Source organism: Xanthocytophaga agilis (genome assembly GCF_030068605.1).
Classification (GTDB): domain Bacteria; phylum Bacteroidota; class Bacteroidia; order Cytophagales; family 172606-1; genus Xanthocytophaga; species Xanthocytophaga agilis.
The window spans coordinates 1,066,748-1,082,069 of sequence record NZ_JASJOU010000001.1; the positions used below are offsets into that span (position 1 = coordinate 1,066,748).

The following is a 15,322-nucleotide window of genomic DNA, read 5'->3' on the forward strand; positions in this document are numbered from 1 at the left end:
ATAGTATAAATTAAAAGGCCTTTTCTCAAAGGCCTTTTTTGTTACTTCCTGAACCGATCAGCAACAACTAACTCTTTACTATCTTTAGACCATAGATAAAATCCCTTTCCTGTTTTACTACCTAAATGACCAGCCTGTACCATGTTAACCAACAAAGGACATGGAGCATATTTAGGATTGCCAAATCCTTCCTGCAAAACTCGTAAAATGGCCAAACAAACATCCAACCCAATAAAGTCCGCAAGTTGTAAAGGTCCCATAGGATGAGCCATACCTAATTTCATTACGGTGTCAATTTCTTCAACTCCTGCCACACCTTCAAATAAAGTTTCAATGGCTTCATTTAGCATAGGCATCAGAATACGATTTGATACAAATCCAGGATAATCATTTACTTCAACCGGTACTTTATCCAATCCTCTCGAAATATCCATAATAGAGGCAGTTACCTCGTTAGATGTAGAATATCCGCGAATTACTTCAACCAGTTTCATGACTGGAACAGGATTCATAAAGTGCATTCCGATTACCTGTTCAGGTCGCTGAGTGACTGAGCCTATTTTGGTAATAGAAATAGACGATGTATTGGTAGCCAGAATTGCTCCAGAGGGAGCTAGTTTATCAAGTTGTCTGAAAATTTCGAGTTTCACTTCTATATTCTCTGAAGCAGCTTCAACAACTAGTTCGGCATTGGCAACGCCATCCGCTACAGATGTAAATGTTTTAACTCTTTGCAGGGTTTCGTTTTTATCGCTCTCTGTCAGAAGCCCTTTTTTTATCTGGCGCTCGAGATTAACAGTAATATTCTGAATTCCACGGGCAAGAGCACTTTCAGAAATATCAATCAAGGAAACCTGAAATCCTTTTTGGGCAAAGACATGAGCAATCCCATTGCCCATAGTTCCACTACCAATAACAGCTATATTTTGCATTGAAGTATGTTTGTGAAGTAAAATCAACTCAAAAGAGGTATTATTTTTTAAATAAAACAACTCAGAAACATAATACACATATATGTTCGATCCATTCGTTTGTGTTGTAACAAAGTAGAAACATTCTTCTGTATGCGCTTTCAAAACTTTATTCGGAACCAATTATAATGCTCTATTTAACGACTTGCCTCACAATATGATCCACCATATAGTAGGTGCATCAAACAGGCAAAAAAATAATAGTCATCAACTCCTCTCATGGCTCAGATTTAGACAAACAACATAAGCCTACACCGCAGTTAGTTCGAACGAAAAACTCCATATAAGGTTTGAATGTTTGTCATATTAGAGTCTACACCTTACCAGATTCGCTGAAAACAAACATGTAACAATTAGTGATAAAATGCTATATCAGCTAACTCTTACTACCTTTGCAAAAAATTGAATATTCATTCAGCCTGAGTGTGGGAACACAATCATACCCTCACTAAACTTGAAAATTTATACTAAATGGATTTCTTTGTTAGTTCAACCTATTGATGACTGAATCATACTAATCTATTCTATACTAAAAGGACTAACTTAACTGCCTTTATAGTGTATCGATAAAGCCATACAGAAAACAGTTACAATGATATACCGAAAGTGAATAAGCACAGATATGAACAATAATTTAGAATCAGAAACTATTAAGAAGTTGAAATTACAAGCAAAGAAAAGTGAACAAGACACAAAAAAGTTATTTCAGAAGTGGAAAAAGCAACCGCCCCGGAATTTAGATATAGTAATACAGGAAATCCATGAGGAAGTGTTTGAAGTGACAGACTGTTTACAATGTGCTAACTGCTGTAAAACTACCAGCCCTATATTTTATGATAGAGATATAGATAGGATAGCCAAATTTCTAAAAGTAAAACCTAAGCAGTTTATTGATACGTATCTACATATAGATGAAGATGGAGATTATGTATTAAATCTGGCACCTTGTTCCTTTTTAAATGAAGATAATACATGTTCTATCTATCACCATAGGCCTGCAGCCTGTCGGGAGTACCCTCATACAGACCGTAAGCGGTTCCATCAGATATTAGATCTTACTCTTAAGAATACTTTCATCTGTCCCGCAGCCTATCAGATAGTTGAAAAATTAAAAACAGCGCTATCCTAACATCTATTTCCTTTTTTAAACTGCAAATATATATTTAAAAACCTATATTTGCAGAACTAAAATGCAGATGTATGTATGAATGATGTTATAAAAGCAATTATGGATATGAAAAATCTTACTCCTTCGCGTTTTGCGGATGAGATAGGAGTACCACGTCCCATTATTTCACACATATTGGCAGGCCGAAACAAACCTAGTCTGGACATGATACAAAAGATTGCCAGACGTTTTCCAGAACTAGGAACAGAATGGATATTAGATGAAACGAAATTACCCATTGGCATCTCCGAAATCACTGCAAGCATAGAAAAGACTTCCTCTGCTCAAACGAACCCAATCAATCCTCTTTCGGCAAATCCGTTCATTCCTCTTCTTACTAATACAATAACAGAGAATACTATCACAGAGGAGCCTCCTGTATCTATTCCCTCTGTCACCATCCCTTCACAAGCTGCTGTATCTCCTATAAATAATACAAAGAAGATAGAAAAAATACTGGTATTTTATACAGATAAAACCTTTGAAGAATATACTCCCAACCATTAAATCTATGAGGAAGTTGCGTTAACTACCAAATGTATCTTACCTTGCAGCTGAATATTCTACGTCAGCCTATACTATGTTATATTTTATAACAGGAGGAGAACGCTCCGGAAAAAGCCGCTATGCGCAAGAATTAGCGTTAAGCCTATCTACCAATCCTGTTTATGTCGCTACAGCCCGAAAATGGGATGAAAGTTTTGAGCAAAGGATTAAACGCCATCAGCAGGAGAGGGGTCCCGAATGGCAAAACATGGAAGAAGAGAAACACCTCAGCAAACTAGATCTATCTCAAAAGGTTGTAGTGATAGACTGTGTTACGTTATGGCTTACTAACTTTTACACAGATAACCAGTACGATTTGCATTTATCCTTACAGGAAGCAAAGGAAGAATTAACGCAACTGTTCAAAAAGAACAATACTCAGCTGATTATTATTTCTAATGAAATAGGTATGGGTGTACATGCTCAAACTGAAAGTGCCAGAAGATTTGTTGAACTCCAAGGTTGGACTAATCAATACATAGCTCGTCAGGCAGATCAGGTCACTCTTATGGTTTCCGGTATTCCATTAAAAGTAAAATAACGCCCTTACACGAATGGCAAAACATAAATTAATGATATGAAACAATTTAAAATAGATAATACAGATAAAAGAATTATATCACAAATTCAGGATAAATTAAATAACAAGACAAAACCCATTGGATCATTAGGTAAACTGGAAAATATAGTATCCAGAGTATGTCTGATACAACAAACACTAAGCCCAGAACTAAATAACCCACATATACTTGTATTTGCAGCAGATCATGGAATCACTCAGGAGAATGTGAGTAAATACCCCTCTGAAGTGACTCACCAGATGGTACTAAACTTCCTGCAGGAAGGAGCAGCTATTAATGTATTTTGCAGACAAAATGATATTACACTTAAAGTAATTGATGCAGGGATCAATGCGGATGTCTATAATACCCCCAAACTCATACATCAAAAAATGGGGAAAGGCACTCGCAACTTTGCCAAAGAACCCGCAATGACTGTTGATGAATGCAGCCTGGCAATCCAACTGGGGGCAACTGTGACACAACAGATTTTTCAGAAAGGCAGTAATATAGTTGGCTTTGGCGAAATGGGTATCGGAAATACATCTTCAGCAGCCGTTCTAATGCATAAATTCACAAATCTTCCTCTGAATGAATGTGTAGGTAAAGGCACTGGCCTTGATGCAGAACAAATGCAACACAAGTTACAGGTTCTTCAAAAGGCTGTCAATCACTATCCGGATATAAAAGACCCACTGGAAATAGTAGCAACCTTTGGCGGATTTGAGATAGCACAGATGTGTGGAGCCATGCTCCAGGCTGCAGAAAACAAGATGTGTTTATTGATTGATGGATTTATTGCCACAGCAGCACTGCTAAGTGCCAGCCAGTTTTATCCGGCTATTCTGGATTACTGTTTATTTTGTCATCAGTCAGCAGAAAATGGTCACAAATACATGCTGCACCATTTAAAAGCAGATCCTAGAATATTGAATCTGGATCTTCGGTTGGGTGAAGGAACGGGCTGTGCACTGGCATATCCTATTATTCAATCTTCCGTCAACTTTATGAATGAAATGGCTTCTTTCCAGAGTGCCGGGGTATCTACAGAGAAAACAGATAACTAAATTTAATTTTATAAATAAACAAAAATAAATTAATGAAAAAACAACTGCATTTGCTATTGGTCGCAGTTATGTTTTACACCAGAATACCGGTATCTTCCTGGATAAGCTATACAGAGCAAGCACAAAAAGAATCCTCAGTATATTTTCCTTTTATAGGATGGATCACTGCCGGATTTTCAATACTTGTATTTTTTGTTTCTCATCTGGTATATAGTGAATCTATCTCTCTGATTATAACGCTTATACTAGGCATTCTGCTTACAGGTGCAATACATGAAGATGGGTTTGCAGATGTATGTGATGGATTTGGAGGGGGCTGGACAAAAGAAAAGATACTGGAAATTATGAAGGATAGTAGAGTTGGTGTATATGGAGTGATAGGTCTGATAGGTTTATTTACCTTGAAATACACATTAGTAGATCAGTTGATTGATACTTTCAAGGCTTCAAATTTATACGTTCATTTGTTCTTTATATTTATACTGGCACATACATTAAGCCGTTTTACGGCTCTTACACTGATGTATACACACAGTTATGCAAGAAATACTCCTGATAGTAAGATTGAATCTATAGCCAGGCCATTATCAGCCAAGCAAGTATTGTTTGCATCTGTGTGGGTTATTATACCTTTTATACTATATATCTATCAAAGTACCAACCTGTATATTATGCTGCTTCCTATTCCTATCCTGTTAATCAAAATAGGGATTGGAAGATACTATCAAAAATGGATAGGGGGGTATACAGGGGATTGTCTGGGGGCACTCCAACAAGTAACAGAGATCGCTATTTACCTATTTTTTGCAGGAATACCATGGAAGTCATTCTGATTCGTCACACCAAAGTCCATAACCCAAGATCAGTGTGTTATGGTCAATCAGATATTGGGTTAGCTTCATCATTTGAAAACGAAAAAGATAGTATTCTTTCTAAACTTACCCTTACAGATCAATTCACTGTTTATAGTAGCCCTGCACAACGTTGTACCAGATTGGCAGAAACTATAACTTCCACATACAAAGTAGATACTCGTTTGCAGGAAGTAAATTTTGGAAACTGGGAAAATACTCCATGGCAGGATATTCCTCTACTACAACTAACACCCTGGATGGAAGACTTTGTGACAATACAGCCACCCAATGGTGAAAGCTTTCAGGATCTACACACCAGAGTAAAAGAATTTATCACAGAACTTCAACAAAACGACTTTGACAAGGTTATATTGATTACCCATGCTGGAGTTATCCGAAGTATACTTTGTGATAGTCTAGGAATTCCGCTAGTTAATGCGTTCAGATTAACTATTGATTATGGCTCACTATCAAAACTGATTTTTTCGGATTATCCTCCTCAACTAAAGTCTTTAAATCTATAAGGCCTATTATCTATTAAATTGTTCAGAGTCTGCTATAGGTAATCCGTCCTATTAATTGATATGCCGGAGCGCATATGCAATCTCAGACGGTAAATGCGTTCCAATATGAGCTACATCCAACAAACCATGTCTAACAGACATCTGACCGGTACGCCAATTCACACGCCGTTCATAATCCGGACATTTGCTACAGGTAAAAATAATCCAGTCACCTTCACGTTGAGACTGACACACATGCTGATTTGTCGACTGGTTGCCTAAATTAAACTGAAGATTCTCCATAACTCACAATCAAAATGATTAGTAACTATTTTCCGAAAGATGACAAAACACAAATCATCATACAACTCGCTTTTAATCAAAAAGTTACATAAGAATGCTTATTCTTTTCATCATCCTATATATTCTTTTTACGGTTAAAAAAGCATACCAGCAAAAAGATAAAAATCTTAGTTTAATAATTTACATTATGTTAAGTAACATGTTTTAAAATTACCTATTATATACTATACCTCTCCTTATTATAACTCTGCTTAGGTGAATGTGAGTACAATTTTACCCATGTGTTCACTGCTCTCCATTAACAGATGGGCTTTACTCACCTCCTCAACTGGAAACTCTTGATAAATTACGGGTTTTATTTTTCCAGAAGAAATTAATGGCCATATATGTTTCTCCAGGTTTTGAGCAATGGCTGATTTAAAAGCTATATCCCGGTTACGCAACGTTGATCCGGTAATAGTCAGTCGCCGTCTCATTACTTCAAGCAGATCAATAGTTGCCCCCCGTCCATTCATGACATTTATTAGCACCAATCGGCCATCATCTGCAAGTACTTGCAGATTGTCTGATGTGTAGTTCCCTCCAATCATATCCAGAATTACATCGACACCCTTTCCTTCAGTGCTATCCAGAATACGATCTTTAAAGCTTTCTTTTTTATAATTAATGGCTTTTATAGCTCCCAGTTCTTCACAAAAATGACATTTCTCTTCCGTTCCTGCGGTTACATACACAGTGCTACCCATGGTTGTTGCCATTTGTATGGCAGTAGTTCCTATGCCACTTGATCCTCCATGTACCAGTAAACTTTCAGCTGGCTTGAGATTCCCTCTATCAAATACATTGCTCCAAACTGTAAAGAAAGTTTCAGGTAAGGCAGCAGCCTCTACAAAATTCAATCCTTCCGGAATGGGCAAACATTGTACTTCTGGCACCATACAATATTCGGCATATCCACCACCACTTACCAATGCACACACGACATCTCCTACCTTAAAACGCCCCACCTGTGCCCCTATATACTCTACTATACCGGCAATTTCCAAACCTGGAATATCGACGGGTGCTCCTGCGGGTGCCGGATAATATCCTTTACGCTGTGCAATATCTGGTCTGTTTATACCAGCAGCCATTACTTTCACCAATACTTCTCCGTCACCAACTTCTGGCATGGAACGATTTACCACAGATAGTACATCAGGACCTCCGGGTTGTGTTATGACTACAGCTTTCATCTTAGTATGTGATTATATATTTGCTATATTGGCTCTAAAAGTACACCACTAGTTACTACTTAACATAATAATTAATGAAAAAGATTTTGGTTTTTGGAAGTTCCAATACAGATATGGTCATACAGGCCGAGCATCTTCCCTTACCAGGAGAAACAATACTAGGTGGTAAATTTACAATGCATGCGGGTGGAAAAGGTGCCAATCAGGCTGTAGCTGCCGCTCGTATGGGCGGGAATGTCACATTTATAGCTAAGGTGGGTAATGATCTTTTTGGACAACAGGCCAGGCAACAACTTATAAACGAAGGCATCACTACTGACTATATTATTACCGATCCTGATCATCCATCGGGAGTAGCTTTAATTACAGTAGATAACAAAGGTGAAAACTCCATTGTGGTTGCTTCCGGCTCAAATGCTACACTCTCTCCTGCTGATGTCTCTGGCGCTATTGAATTAATTAATTCGGATACGATAGTTCTGATACAACTGGAAATTCCGATTCCGACTGTTGAATATATTATTGAACAAAGCAACTCACGAGGGGCTCAGGTTATTCTAAATCCAGCTCCCGCAAATAGTTTACATAAAGAAATTTATAATTATTTACATTTATTAACACCAAATGAAACAGAGTTAAGCCTATTAACTAACACTATAGTTACAGATATTCCATCAGCGGAACAAGCCGCCCAGATACTTCATAAAAGAGGAGTAAAGAATATCATTGTTACTATGGGAGCGTCTGGAGCCTTCTGGTATTCGGGAACAGACTCTCAACTTATTCCAGCACCTAAGGTGGATGCGATAGATACAACAGGCGCCGGAGATATTTTTAATGGGGTGCTCTGTGTATTTCTGGCAGAAGGCTATTCACTACCCGAAGCGATTCACTATGCATGTCAGGCGTCTGCAATATCGGTTACCCGAATGGGAGCACAATCGTCTGCGCCTTACCGGGAAGAACTATTACCAGGTAAAACTTCTGAGTGAACAAGGAGTGAAAGAGGTATTACAAAGACACCTTCTCTCCTACTCTATTGATTCAAATTGCTATTTAATGTTCTCTGTAAACTTTCTCCCCTGCCTCTATTCTTACAGGAAGGCGGTTTTCAGCTGGAGTAATTGGGCAGGAATATTGGTCGCTGTAGGCACAATAAGGATTATAGGCTTTATTGAAATCAATCCAAACTATCTCATCATCAGAAATACGCATATCCATATAACGACCTGCGCCATAAGAACTTTCGTCTGTGGTGAGATCTGTAAATGGAACAAACAAATAATCCCTATACATCGGATTTCTCAACAGATCCATGCTTTGATACACAGTCAATATACAATCTTCACCCTTTACTTTGAAAACGAGTTTCCCATATACCCTATATACTGGCAATCGGGTTGTTGATGTCTTCATTTCAAAAGTCTTCTGCAATGTATCCCTAACTAGCTTTGCCTGTACCCGATATAGGGAATCTATAGGAAAATAGACCAATCCGGTAAAATCACTTCTCTCTTTTTTGGGAATGGGAGAATCTTTTCCTTTACGAAAATTCTTATCTTTGGTCTTTCGATCTTCCTGTATACACTTTTCATACTCACTCGTCTGAGCAGACACAGCACAATAACACCCCCACACTAAACATCCAACTAACCACCAAAGTCTTTGTTTTACTATTCTCTCCATTCTCTACTTACTTCCTTCTTGTATCTGCAATGCTTATCACCTTCCACCCTTTTTCAGATTTAAACAACTGAAATACATTTACTCCTTTGTGGCTAAATTTACCATCCAGGTAAAACTCATAGGGAGTCCAGGCAATGGCCAGGTTATCATCTACTTTGATATCGTATGCGAAAAGTCTTTCATCCCAGACTTCTTTGTGTGGTGTACCCACAGCTTTGGCAAAATCAGTGATACTTTCTTCCCGTAAAGCGGCTTTGCCTGTCTTCTTATCTACATAGGTTGTTTGCAGGCGTGCCCCTGAATAGAACACGCTTCTTACCATGGCACTATCTCCTTTGCGCATTCCATCAAATAGTTGTCCTATCACTTGCTTGATTTCGGTTTCTTCTTTTGAACCACTTGACTGAGCCTGTGCAAACAGACAAACTATAAAAAAGAGAAGTCCTAAAATTATTTTTGGCATATATTTCCTAGATTTGAAAAGATATTACGAATGGTATAAGGGTATTTTGCGCCCAATTTACAAATCTCTATGTAAAAAATAATATCCGTTTACATACAAATACCTCCGTATAACGAATTTTCTCTTTATAATTTTCAAATAGTAAGTTATTTGCTCTTAAGGACACCAAACTTACTATTGAATTGTATGACCGCAAATATGAAAGCACTTATTGTTGATGACGAACGCTTAGCTCGTAATGAATTACGCCGTTTACTGGAAAACTTTCCCAAAATTGAAATCATAGGAGAAGCCGCGAATGCAGAAGAAGCCTTGGACCTGGTAGACAAACTACATCCGGATTTATTGTTTCTTGATATTCAGATGCCAGGTAAGACAGGGTTTGAATTGCTGACGGAAATAGAAGGAAGTGTGCCTGACGTGATATTTACCACAGCCTATGATGAATATGCCCTGAAAGCATTTGAATACAACGCTCTCGATTATCTGTTAAAACCTATTGACCCTAACCGTCTGGCAGAAGCGATTAACCGACTGGAGGAAGACATTCGCCATGAGGAATTTAAACGGGAAAATGCTAAGTTACTCACTGCGGAAGATCAGGTATTTGTGAAAGACGGAGAAAAGTGCTGGTTTGTAAAACTAGGAAAGATACGGTTATTTGAGTCAATGGGTAATTATGTGAGACTGCACTTTGATGACCAGAAGCCATTGATATTAAAATCATTGAATGCACTGGATGAAAAACTGGACCCTCACTCCTTTTTTCGTGCCAACCGCAAACATATCATTAATTTACAGTGGGTCGAAAAAATTGAGCCCTGGTTTAGTGGTGGCTTGCTGGTTACACTGAAAGGTGGCGAGAAGATTGAGATCTCACGTCGGCAGGCTATTCGCTTTAAAGACATGATGAGTCTCTGATATACCCATCCAATCCATGACACAATCACAAGTACTCTCTCTCACAACTTCCCGAATCAGTAGTCTTGATGTGTTACGGGGTATTGTTATGGTGATCATGGCATTGGATCATACGCGTGAATATTTGTTGTTGAATGGATTTTATACAGACCCCACCAATCTGACAACAACAACTCCGATCTTGTTCTTTACGCGATGGATTACTCACCTGTGTGCTCCTACTTTTGTTTTTCTGGCAGGCACTTCTGCATTCCTGTATGGTTTAAGGAAAACAAAAAAACAACTGAGTCTTTTCCTTCTAACCCGAGGATTATGGCTCACAATACTAGAAATTACAATTGTAAATTTTGGACTTTGGTTTGATATAACTTTCTCAACTATTGTTTTACAGGTTATATGGGCTATTGGAATCAGTATGGTTATTCTGAGTGGATTGGTATTTCTACCTGTTATATGGATACTGGCACTTGCCATTCTGATTGTAGTTGGGCATAACCTACTTGATCCAATATCTTTTCCTTCTGGAACACCGGCTAGTTTTCTGTGGTCATTGCTACACCAGCTTAGCTTTAGGCCTCTAACTCCACACTTCAATTTTGGAATTCTTTACCCATTCTTATCCTGGCTGGGCATATTGCTCATAGGGTATTGTTTTGGAATATTGTATCGACCACAGGTGCTCTCTGCAACACGAAAAAAGATTCTGCTTCAACTTGGGATTGGTGCAATTGTCAGCTTTGTGTTGTTGCGGTTTCTAAATGTATATGGAGATCCTACACCATGGAAAATTCAGAAAGATACAGTATTTACGATTCTTTCATTCTTTAACGTTACCAAGTATCCACCTTCTCTGTTATATACACTGATTACCCTGGCACCCGGCATTCTTTTATTATCCGTATTGGAAGGCAAGGAGTTTCGGTGGACTTACTTTTTCAAAGTATATGGTAAGGTACCTTTGTTCTACTATGTTCTTCACTTTTATCTGATTCATAGCCTCTCAGTAGTTTGTTTGCTCGTACAGGGTTTATCCTGGCAGGAAATTAATTTTCAGAAAAACATGGCCGGAATCCCTCCTAATGTAGGGTTTTCGTTAGGCATTATCTACCTGTTCTGGATTGGTGTTGTATTGGTTCTGTATCCTGTATGTCGTTGGTATGGGCAGTTTAAAAGCCGTCAGACGACTGCCCTCTGGAGTTATCTTTAAAGCGATAGAACACCCCAAAAAGAAAACCCAGCCTCCCTCCTGCTACCCATTTCCGACCAGCATAACTAAACATATAGTTGTTATATTTCAGCAACCATGCATCCCCCACAGGCAGTGGCTGCACTAGAGATTTTTTGTTTGCGCATAGTTCACGGCAAAAGTTTTTTGAGCGTTATTCACCGCAACACTTTGCTTGCTGTGAATGATGCCAATTCTGTATAAACGACCACAGCCTGGACATATCCACTTCCTTATTGGAGGACAAAGAGAACTGTGACACGGCACAAAAATAGAATTCTTCTTCTAAACAAATAGTCCTTTCTCACTTTCTGGGTAAGGTGGGTAAGATGCAGGTAAGTTCCTGGGTAAGATTAACTGTCTGATAATAAGGCTGGGTAGGATGGGTAAGATTCGCTCTATATTATATATATATATTATTCTATTTATAGTATATATAGCTCTATATTCTCTTTTTTCTCTTCTATATAGAAAAGTTTCAGACAAAAAAAGCCACCCATTCTACCTCTATTGATTATCAAACAATTATACTTACCCAATAATCTACCCAGTCTGCCCAACTTACTCTGGTATGTAAACTTAATAGCTTCGCTCTTTGACCCAGTAGCCGTATCGTTTGGTTTTATCACGCCCCTAGGTCTCTTTAGGCCACTTGAGAATTGTTTCTATAATCATGCATTTTACCTTTCTCAGGCTACCTGTATAGCCACCGTATGTTTCTTTCGGTTAAACGCCCAGTATATAATTGGAAACACCAGCAATGTCAGAACGGTAGCCGTAATTAATCCCCCAATAATAACGATAGCTAGCGGCTTCTGTGATTCTGAACCGATACCCGTTGACACAGCAGCCGGTAAAAGTCCAATAGCGGCCATCATGGCAGTCATTACCACAGGACGAATACGGGATTGTACGCCTTCAGAGATAGCCTGTGTGATAGGCATTCGCTGTTTCAAATTGTTATTAAATACAGAAATCAAAATAACCCCATTTTGCACGCAAATACCAAATAAAGCAATAAACCCTACTCCTGCCGATATCCCGAAATTCATACCTGTAATATGTAGTGCCAGAATCCCTCCTATCAAGGCAAAAGGAACGTTAATCAGTACCAACCCTGCATCTTTGGCATTTCCGAAAGTAATGAACAACAGCACGAAAATGGCAGCCAGACTGATAGGTACAACTTCTGTTAATCGTTTCGTTGCCCGTACCTGGTTCTCAAACTCTCCAGTCCAGTGAATAGAATATCCTTTAGGTAAAGAAACTTTCTCATTTACCTTCTTTTCCGCTTCAGCAATGGTACTGCCCAGGTCTCTTTCCCGTACAGAAAACTTCACACCAATAAACCGCTTATTTATATCTCTGTACACAAAAGCAGGTCCGGTTAACGTTTGTACGGTGGCAATTTCACGCAAAGGGACTTTGGTGTTGTGCAGTGTGGGCACCATCAGCTTCTCAATATCTTCTTCACTCTGACGATATTCCTGAGGGTAACGGATACGGATATCAAAGCGCTTCTCCCCTTCGTATTTCATATTGGCAGTTTTGCCACCAATAGCCATCTCAATAACTGCTTGCGCATCGGCTACACTGACTCCATACAACGCCATCAGATGATCATGCAGCAGAATCTGCATTTCGGGTTGTCCTACATTGCGCAATATACCCGCATCCTTAATGCCCCGCACATCTTTGATTTGAGTTAATACTTCATCAGCCAGCTTATCCAAAGTCTCCAGATCATCACCAAATATCTTGACTGCATTGGAAGCTTTGAAACCCGCTACAGCCTCAGCTACATTATCCACTACAGGCTGAGAATAGTTATACAGGATGCCCTGGTATTGAGAAAGCTTCTTGTCCATCTCCCCTATCAGCTCATCTGTGGTAATATTGCGCTTCCATTCTTTCTTAGGCTTTAAGTCAACCTGAAACTGTAGAAAGTAAAAACCATTCGGATCTGTCCCATCGTTTGACCTGCCTGTTTGAGATAATACTTCATTTACCTCATCAAACTCACTCAGATCATGTCGAAGCGTTTTTGCCATTTCTACACTCTTCGGCAATGACATACTCATAGGAAGCTCAGCAGTTACCCATAATGCCCCTTCATTCAGTTGTGGCAGAAACTCAGATCCCAGCCAGCGGGCAGAAAACAATGTAACGGCTAAAAATACAGAAGCAACTCCTACTGTAATTTTCTTGTATCGGAAACACCACGTAAAGGCTCGGGTAATAGAGTTGTTAAAGAAGTTCACAAATGGATTATGACGCTCCCGCACATTCTTCTTTAGCAGGAAAGCACACAATACAGGTACCAGTGTTAAGGTAAAGAATAATGCACCTAGTAATGCAAATCCCAGCGTATAGGCAAGTGGTGAAAACATTTTACCTTCTACCTTCTGAAACGAGAATATAGGCAATAAGGCAGTGATAATAATTAGCTTGGAGAAAAACACAGCCTTACCCATCTCTGTACCTGTTTTTTTGATTAAACCAAGTTTGGAAAGCCTGTTAAACTTTTCCATTCCTTGTTTGTGAGCCAGATGGTCCAGTGAAACAAAGATCCCCTCCACCATGACCACTGCCCCATCGATAATAATCCCAAAGTCAACAGCACCTAGTGACAACAAGTTGGCACTCATCCCCTTTAATCGCAGACAGAAAAAAGCAAACAGCAAAGCTAGCGGAATAATGATTGACACAATCAGGGTGGTCCGCCAGTCTGCCATAAACAAAAATACAATTACCGTTACAAAGACAATTCCCTCAATCAGGTTATGCATTACAGTGTCTGTGCAATACTGCATCAGGTTATCCCGATCATAGAATGTCTTCATCTTCACATCTGCTGGCAATACCTTTTCGTTGAGTTCCGCGATCTTCTCTTTAACCAGCTTCAATACTTGTCCCGGATTCTCGCCTTTGCGCATAACCACAATGCCTTCTACCACATCATCGCGATCTCCCAATCCTACCTGTCCTACCCGTGGCTGATCGGACTCAATTACCTGAGCTACATTTCTGATCAGAATTGGAGAACCTTTCACATTGTCAATGATAATATTCTCAATGTCTGGTATGGATGTAAGAAGGCCTATTCCACGCACCACATATGCTTGTCCATTCTTTTCGATTACGTCCCCTCCTACGTTCAGGTTACTTCTGCTTACAGCCTGGTAAACCTCCAGCGGAGTGATATCATAGCGGGACAGTAATGTAGGGTTAATCTGTAATTCATAGATCTTTTCACGACCACCAAATGCCACCACATCGGCAACTCCTGGTACAGAACGTATTTGTCTGTCAATTGTCCAGTTCTGTAGCGTCAATAACTCGCGTGTATCTTTTGTAGGACTTTCCAGCACATACCGGAATATTTCTCCTGTGGGTCCGTAAGGGGGCTGTACTTCAGGGTCAACACCCTCTGGCAACTGTACAGAACGAAGCTGATTATTTACCTGCTGACGTGCAAAAAAGTCGTCTACATCGTCTTCAAAAATAATCTTCATCACAGACAGTCCAAACATGGTAATGGAACGCACATTGGTTTTGCGCTGTACGGAATTCATAGCCACTTCAACAGGAACCGTTACAAACCGTTCCACTTCTTCTGCACTACGGCCATTCCATTCGGTCACAATGATTATCTGTGTATTGGTCACATCCGGAAATGCATCCAGTGGTGTATTCAAAAAACTTATGATCCCGGCAATAGCCAGTATCCCTGTGATAAAGAAAGTAAAGAAACGGTTCTTGAGACAGAACGCGATACAGTTTTTAATAAATGCATTCATAGTTTATGAGGTAACAGACA

At 39.3% G+C, this 15,322-nt stretch carries 15 protein-coding genes; 9 read left to right on the forward strand and 6 right to left on the reverse strand.

Annotated elements, in window-relative coordinates:
* Positions 1–41: 41 nt before the first annotated feature.
* Positions 42–932, reverse strand: coding sequence for a 3-hydroxybutyryl-CoA dehydrogenase (locus QNI22_RS04440; protein WP_314509422.1), 891 nt, complete (start codon positions 930–932; stop codon positions 42–44).
* Between the two features lie 661 nt (positions 933–1,593).
* On the opposite strand from QNI22_RS04440, the gene QNI22_RS04445 reads away from it, so the two are divergent.
* The 6 genes from QNI22_RS04445 to cobC all read left to right on the forward strand — a co-directional run bounded on the left by QNI22_RS04445 (position 1,594) and on the right by cobC (position 5,690).
* A complete protein-coding gene (locus tag QNI22_RS04445; protein WP_314509423.1) occupies positions 1,594–2,100 on the forward strand; it encodes a YkgJ family cysteine cluster protein in 507 nt (168 codons plus the stop codon).
* Between the two features lie 75 nt (positions 2,101–2,175).
* Complete coding sequence (locus tag QNI22_RS04450) at positions 2,176–2,646, forward strand: helix-turn-helix transcriptional regulator (RefSeq protein WP_314509424.1); 471 nt, start codon at positions 2,176–2,178, stop codon at positions 2,644–2,646.
* A gap of 73 nt (positions 2,647–2,719) precedes the next feature.
* Positions 2,720–3,226, forward strand: a complete 507-nt coding sequence (gene cobU, locus QNI22_RS04455; RefSeq protein WP_314509425.1) for a bifunctional adenosylcobinamide kinase/adenosylcobinamide-phosphate guanylyltransferase — start codon at positions 2,720–2,722, stop codon at positions 3,224–3,226.
* A 36-nt stretch (positions 3,227–3,262) separates the two neighbouring features.
* Positions 3,263–4,312, forward strand: coding sequence for a nicotinate-nucleotide--dimethylbenzimidazole phosphoribosyltransferase (cobT, locus tag QNI22_RS04460; protein ID WP_314509426.1), 1,050 nt, complete (start codon positions 3,263–3,265; stop codon positions 4,310–4,312).
* Positions 4,313–4,344: 32 nt separating this feature from the next.
* Complete coding sequence (locus tag QNI22_RS04465) at positions 4,345–5,145, forward strand: adenosylcobinamide-GDP ribazoletransferase (protein ID WP_314509427.1); 801 nt, start codon at positions 4,345–4,347, stop codon at positions 5,143–5,145.
* Complete coding sequence (gene cobC, locus QNI22_RS04470; RefSeq protein ID WP_314509429.1) at positions 5,130–5,690, forward strand: alpha-ribazole phosphatase; 561 nt, start codon at positions 5,130–5,132, stop codon at positions 5,688–5,690. The genes QNI22_RS04465 and cobC overlap by 16 nt, the downstream gene beginning before the upstream one ends.
* A gap of 51 nt (positions 5,691–5,741) precedes the next feature.
* On the opposite strand, the gene QNI22_RS04475 is transcribed toward cobC, so the two are convergent.
* On the reverse strand, positions 5,742–5,972 hold the full coding sequence (locus tag QNI22_RS04475) for a hypothetical protein (RefSeq protein ID WP_314509430.1): 231 nt from the start codon (positions 5,970–5,972) through the stop codon (positions 5,742–5,744).
* A 251-nt stretch (positions 5,973–6,223) separates the two neighbouring features.
* On the reverse strand, positions 6,224–7,207 hold the full coding sequence (locus tag QNI22_RS04480) for an NAD(P)H-quinone oxidoreductase (protein ID WP_314509431.1): 984 nt from the start codon (positions 7,205–7,207) through the stop codon (positions 6,224–6,226).
* Positions 7,208–7,281: 74 nt separating this feature from the next.
* Between QNI22_RS04480 and rbsK the strand changes: the two genes are divergently transcribed.
* Positions 7,282–8,199 (forward strand): ribokinase, encoded by a 918-nt coding sequence (gene rbsK / locus QNI22_RS04485; RefSeq protein ID WP_314509432.1) that lies wholly within the window; start codon positions 7,282–7,284, stop codon positions 8,197–8,199.
* 64 nt (positions 8,200–8,263) lie between these two features.
* On the opposite strand, the gene QNI22_RS04490 is transcribed toward rbsK, so the two are convergent.
* The gene (locus QNI22_RS04490; RefSeq protein ID WP_314509433.1) at positions 8,264–8,893 is read right to left on the reverse strand and encodes a DUF1684 domain-containing protein; all 630 of its coding nucleotides are present in this window, start codon (positions 8,891–8,893) and stop codon (positions 8,264–8,266) included.
* Between the two features lie 7 nt (positions 8,894–8,900).
* Positions 8,901–9,356 (reverse strand): nuclear transport factor 2 family protein, encoded by a 456-nt coding sequence (locus QNI22_RS04495; protein WP_314509434.1) that lies wholly within the window; start codon positions 9,354–9,356, stop codon positions 8,901–8,903.
* Positions 9,357–9,554: 198 nt separating this feature from the next.
* Here QNI22_RS04495 and QNI22_RS04500 point away from each other — a divergent pair, with 198 nt between their 5' ends.
* Both QNI22_RS04500 and QNI22_RS04505 read left to right on the forward strand, forming a co-directional pair.
* Positions 9,555–10,277: a LytR/AlgR family response regulator transcription factor gene (locus tag QNI22_RS04500; RefSeq protein ID WP_313984656.1), complete on the forward strand. Its 723-nt coding sequence runs from the start codon at positions 9,555–9,557 to the stop codon at positions 10,275–10,277.
* Positions 10,278–10,293: 16 nt separating this feature from the next.
* Positions 10,294–11,484 (forward strand): acetyltransferase domain-containing protein, encoded by a 1,191-nt coding sequence (locus tag QNI22_RS04505; protein ID WP_314509435.1) that lies wholly within the window; start codon positions 10,294–10,296, stop codon positions 11,482–11,484.
* 707 nt (positions 11,485–12,191) lie between these two features.
* Here QNI22_RS04505 and QNI22_RS04510 read toward each other — a convergent pair.
* Entirely contained in the window at positions 12,192–15,302 is a 3,111-nt protein-coding gene (locus QNI22_RS04510; RefSeq protein ID WP_314509436.1) for an efflux RND transporter permease subunit, read from the reverse strand.
* Positions 15,303–15,322: the final 20 nt, after the last annotated feature.

Bases quoted from the DNA above. Each gene is read 5' to 3' on its own strand.
- QNI22_RS04495 (WP_314509434.1), bottom strand. From the start codon at position 9,356: ATGCCAAAAATAATTTTAGGACTTCTCTTTTTTATAGTTTGTCTGTTT.
- QNI22_RS04450 (WP_314509424.1), top strand. From the start codon at position 2,176: ATGAATGATGTTATAAAAGCAATTATGGATATGAAAAATCTTACTCCT.
- QNI22_RS04445 (WP_314509423.1), top strand. From the start codon at position 1,594: ATGAACAATAATTTAGAATCAGAAACTATTAAGAAGTTGAAATTACAA.
- QNI22_RS04490 (WP_314509433.1), bottom strand. From the start codon at position 8,893: ATGGAGAGAATAGTAAAACAAAGACTTTGGTGGTTAGTTGGATGTTTA.
- QNI22_RS04480 (WP_314509431.1), bottom strand. From the start codon at position 7,207: ATGAAAGCTGTAGTCATAACACAACCCGGAGGTCCTGATGTACTATCT.
- QNI22_RS04465 (WP_314509427.1), top strand. From the start codon at position 4,345: ATGAAAAAACAACTGCATTTGCTATTGGTCGCAGTTATGTTTTACACC.
- QNI22_RS04475 (WP_314509430.1), bottom strand. From the start codon at position 5,972: ATGGAGAATCTTCAGTTTAATTTAGGCAACCAGTCGACAAATCAGCAT.
- cobC (WP_314509429.1), top strand. From the start codon at position 5,130: ATGGAAGTCATTCTGATTCGTCACACCAAAGTCCATAACCCAAGATCA.
- QNI22_RS04500 (WP_313984656.1), top strand. From the start codon at position 9,555: ATGAAAGCACTTATTGTTGATGACGAACGCTTAGCTCGTAATGAATTA.
- QNI22_RS04510 (WP_314509436.1), bottom strand. From the start codon at position 15,302: ATGAATGCATTTATTAAAAACTGTATCGCGTTCTGTCTCAAGAACCGT.
- cobU (WP_314509425.1), top strand. From the start codon at position 2,720: ATGTTATATTTTATAACAGGAGGAGAACGCTCCGGAAAAAGCCGCTAT.
- QNI22_RS04505 (WP_314509435.1), top strand. From the start codon at position 10,294: ATGACACAATCACAAGTACTCTCTCTCACAACTTCCCGAATCAGTAGT.
- cobT (WP_314509426.1), top strand. From the start codon at position 3,263: ATGAAACAATTTAAAATAGATAATACAGATAAAAGAATTATATCACAA.
- rbsK (WP_314509432.1), top strand. From the start codon at position 7,282: ATGAAAAAGATTTTGGTTTTTGGAAGTTCCAATACAGATATGGTCATA.
- QNI22_RS04440 (WP_314509422.1), bottom strand. From the start codon at position 932: ATGCAAAATATAGCTGTTATTGGTAGTGGAACTATGGGCAATGGGATT.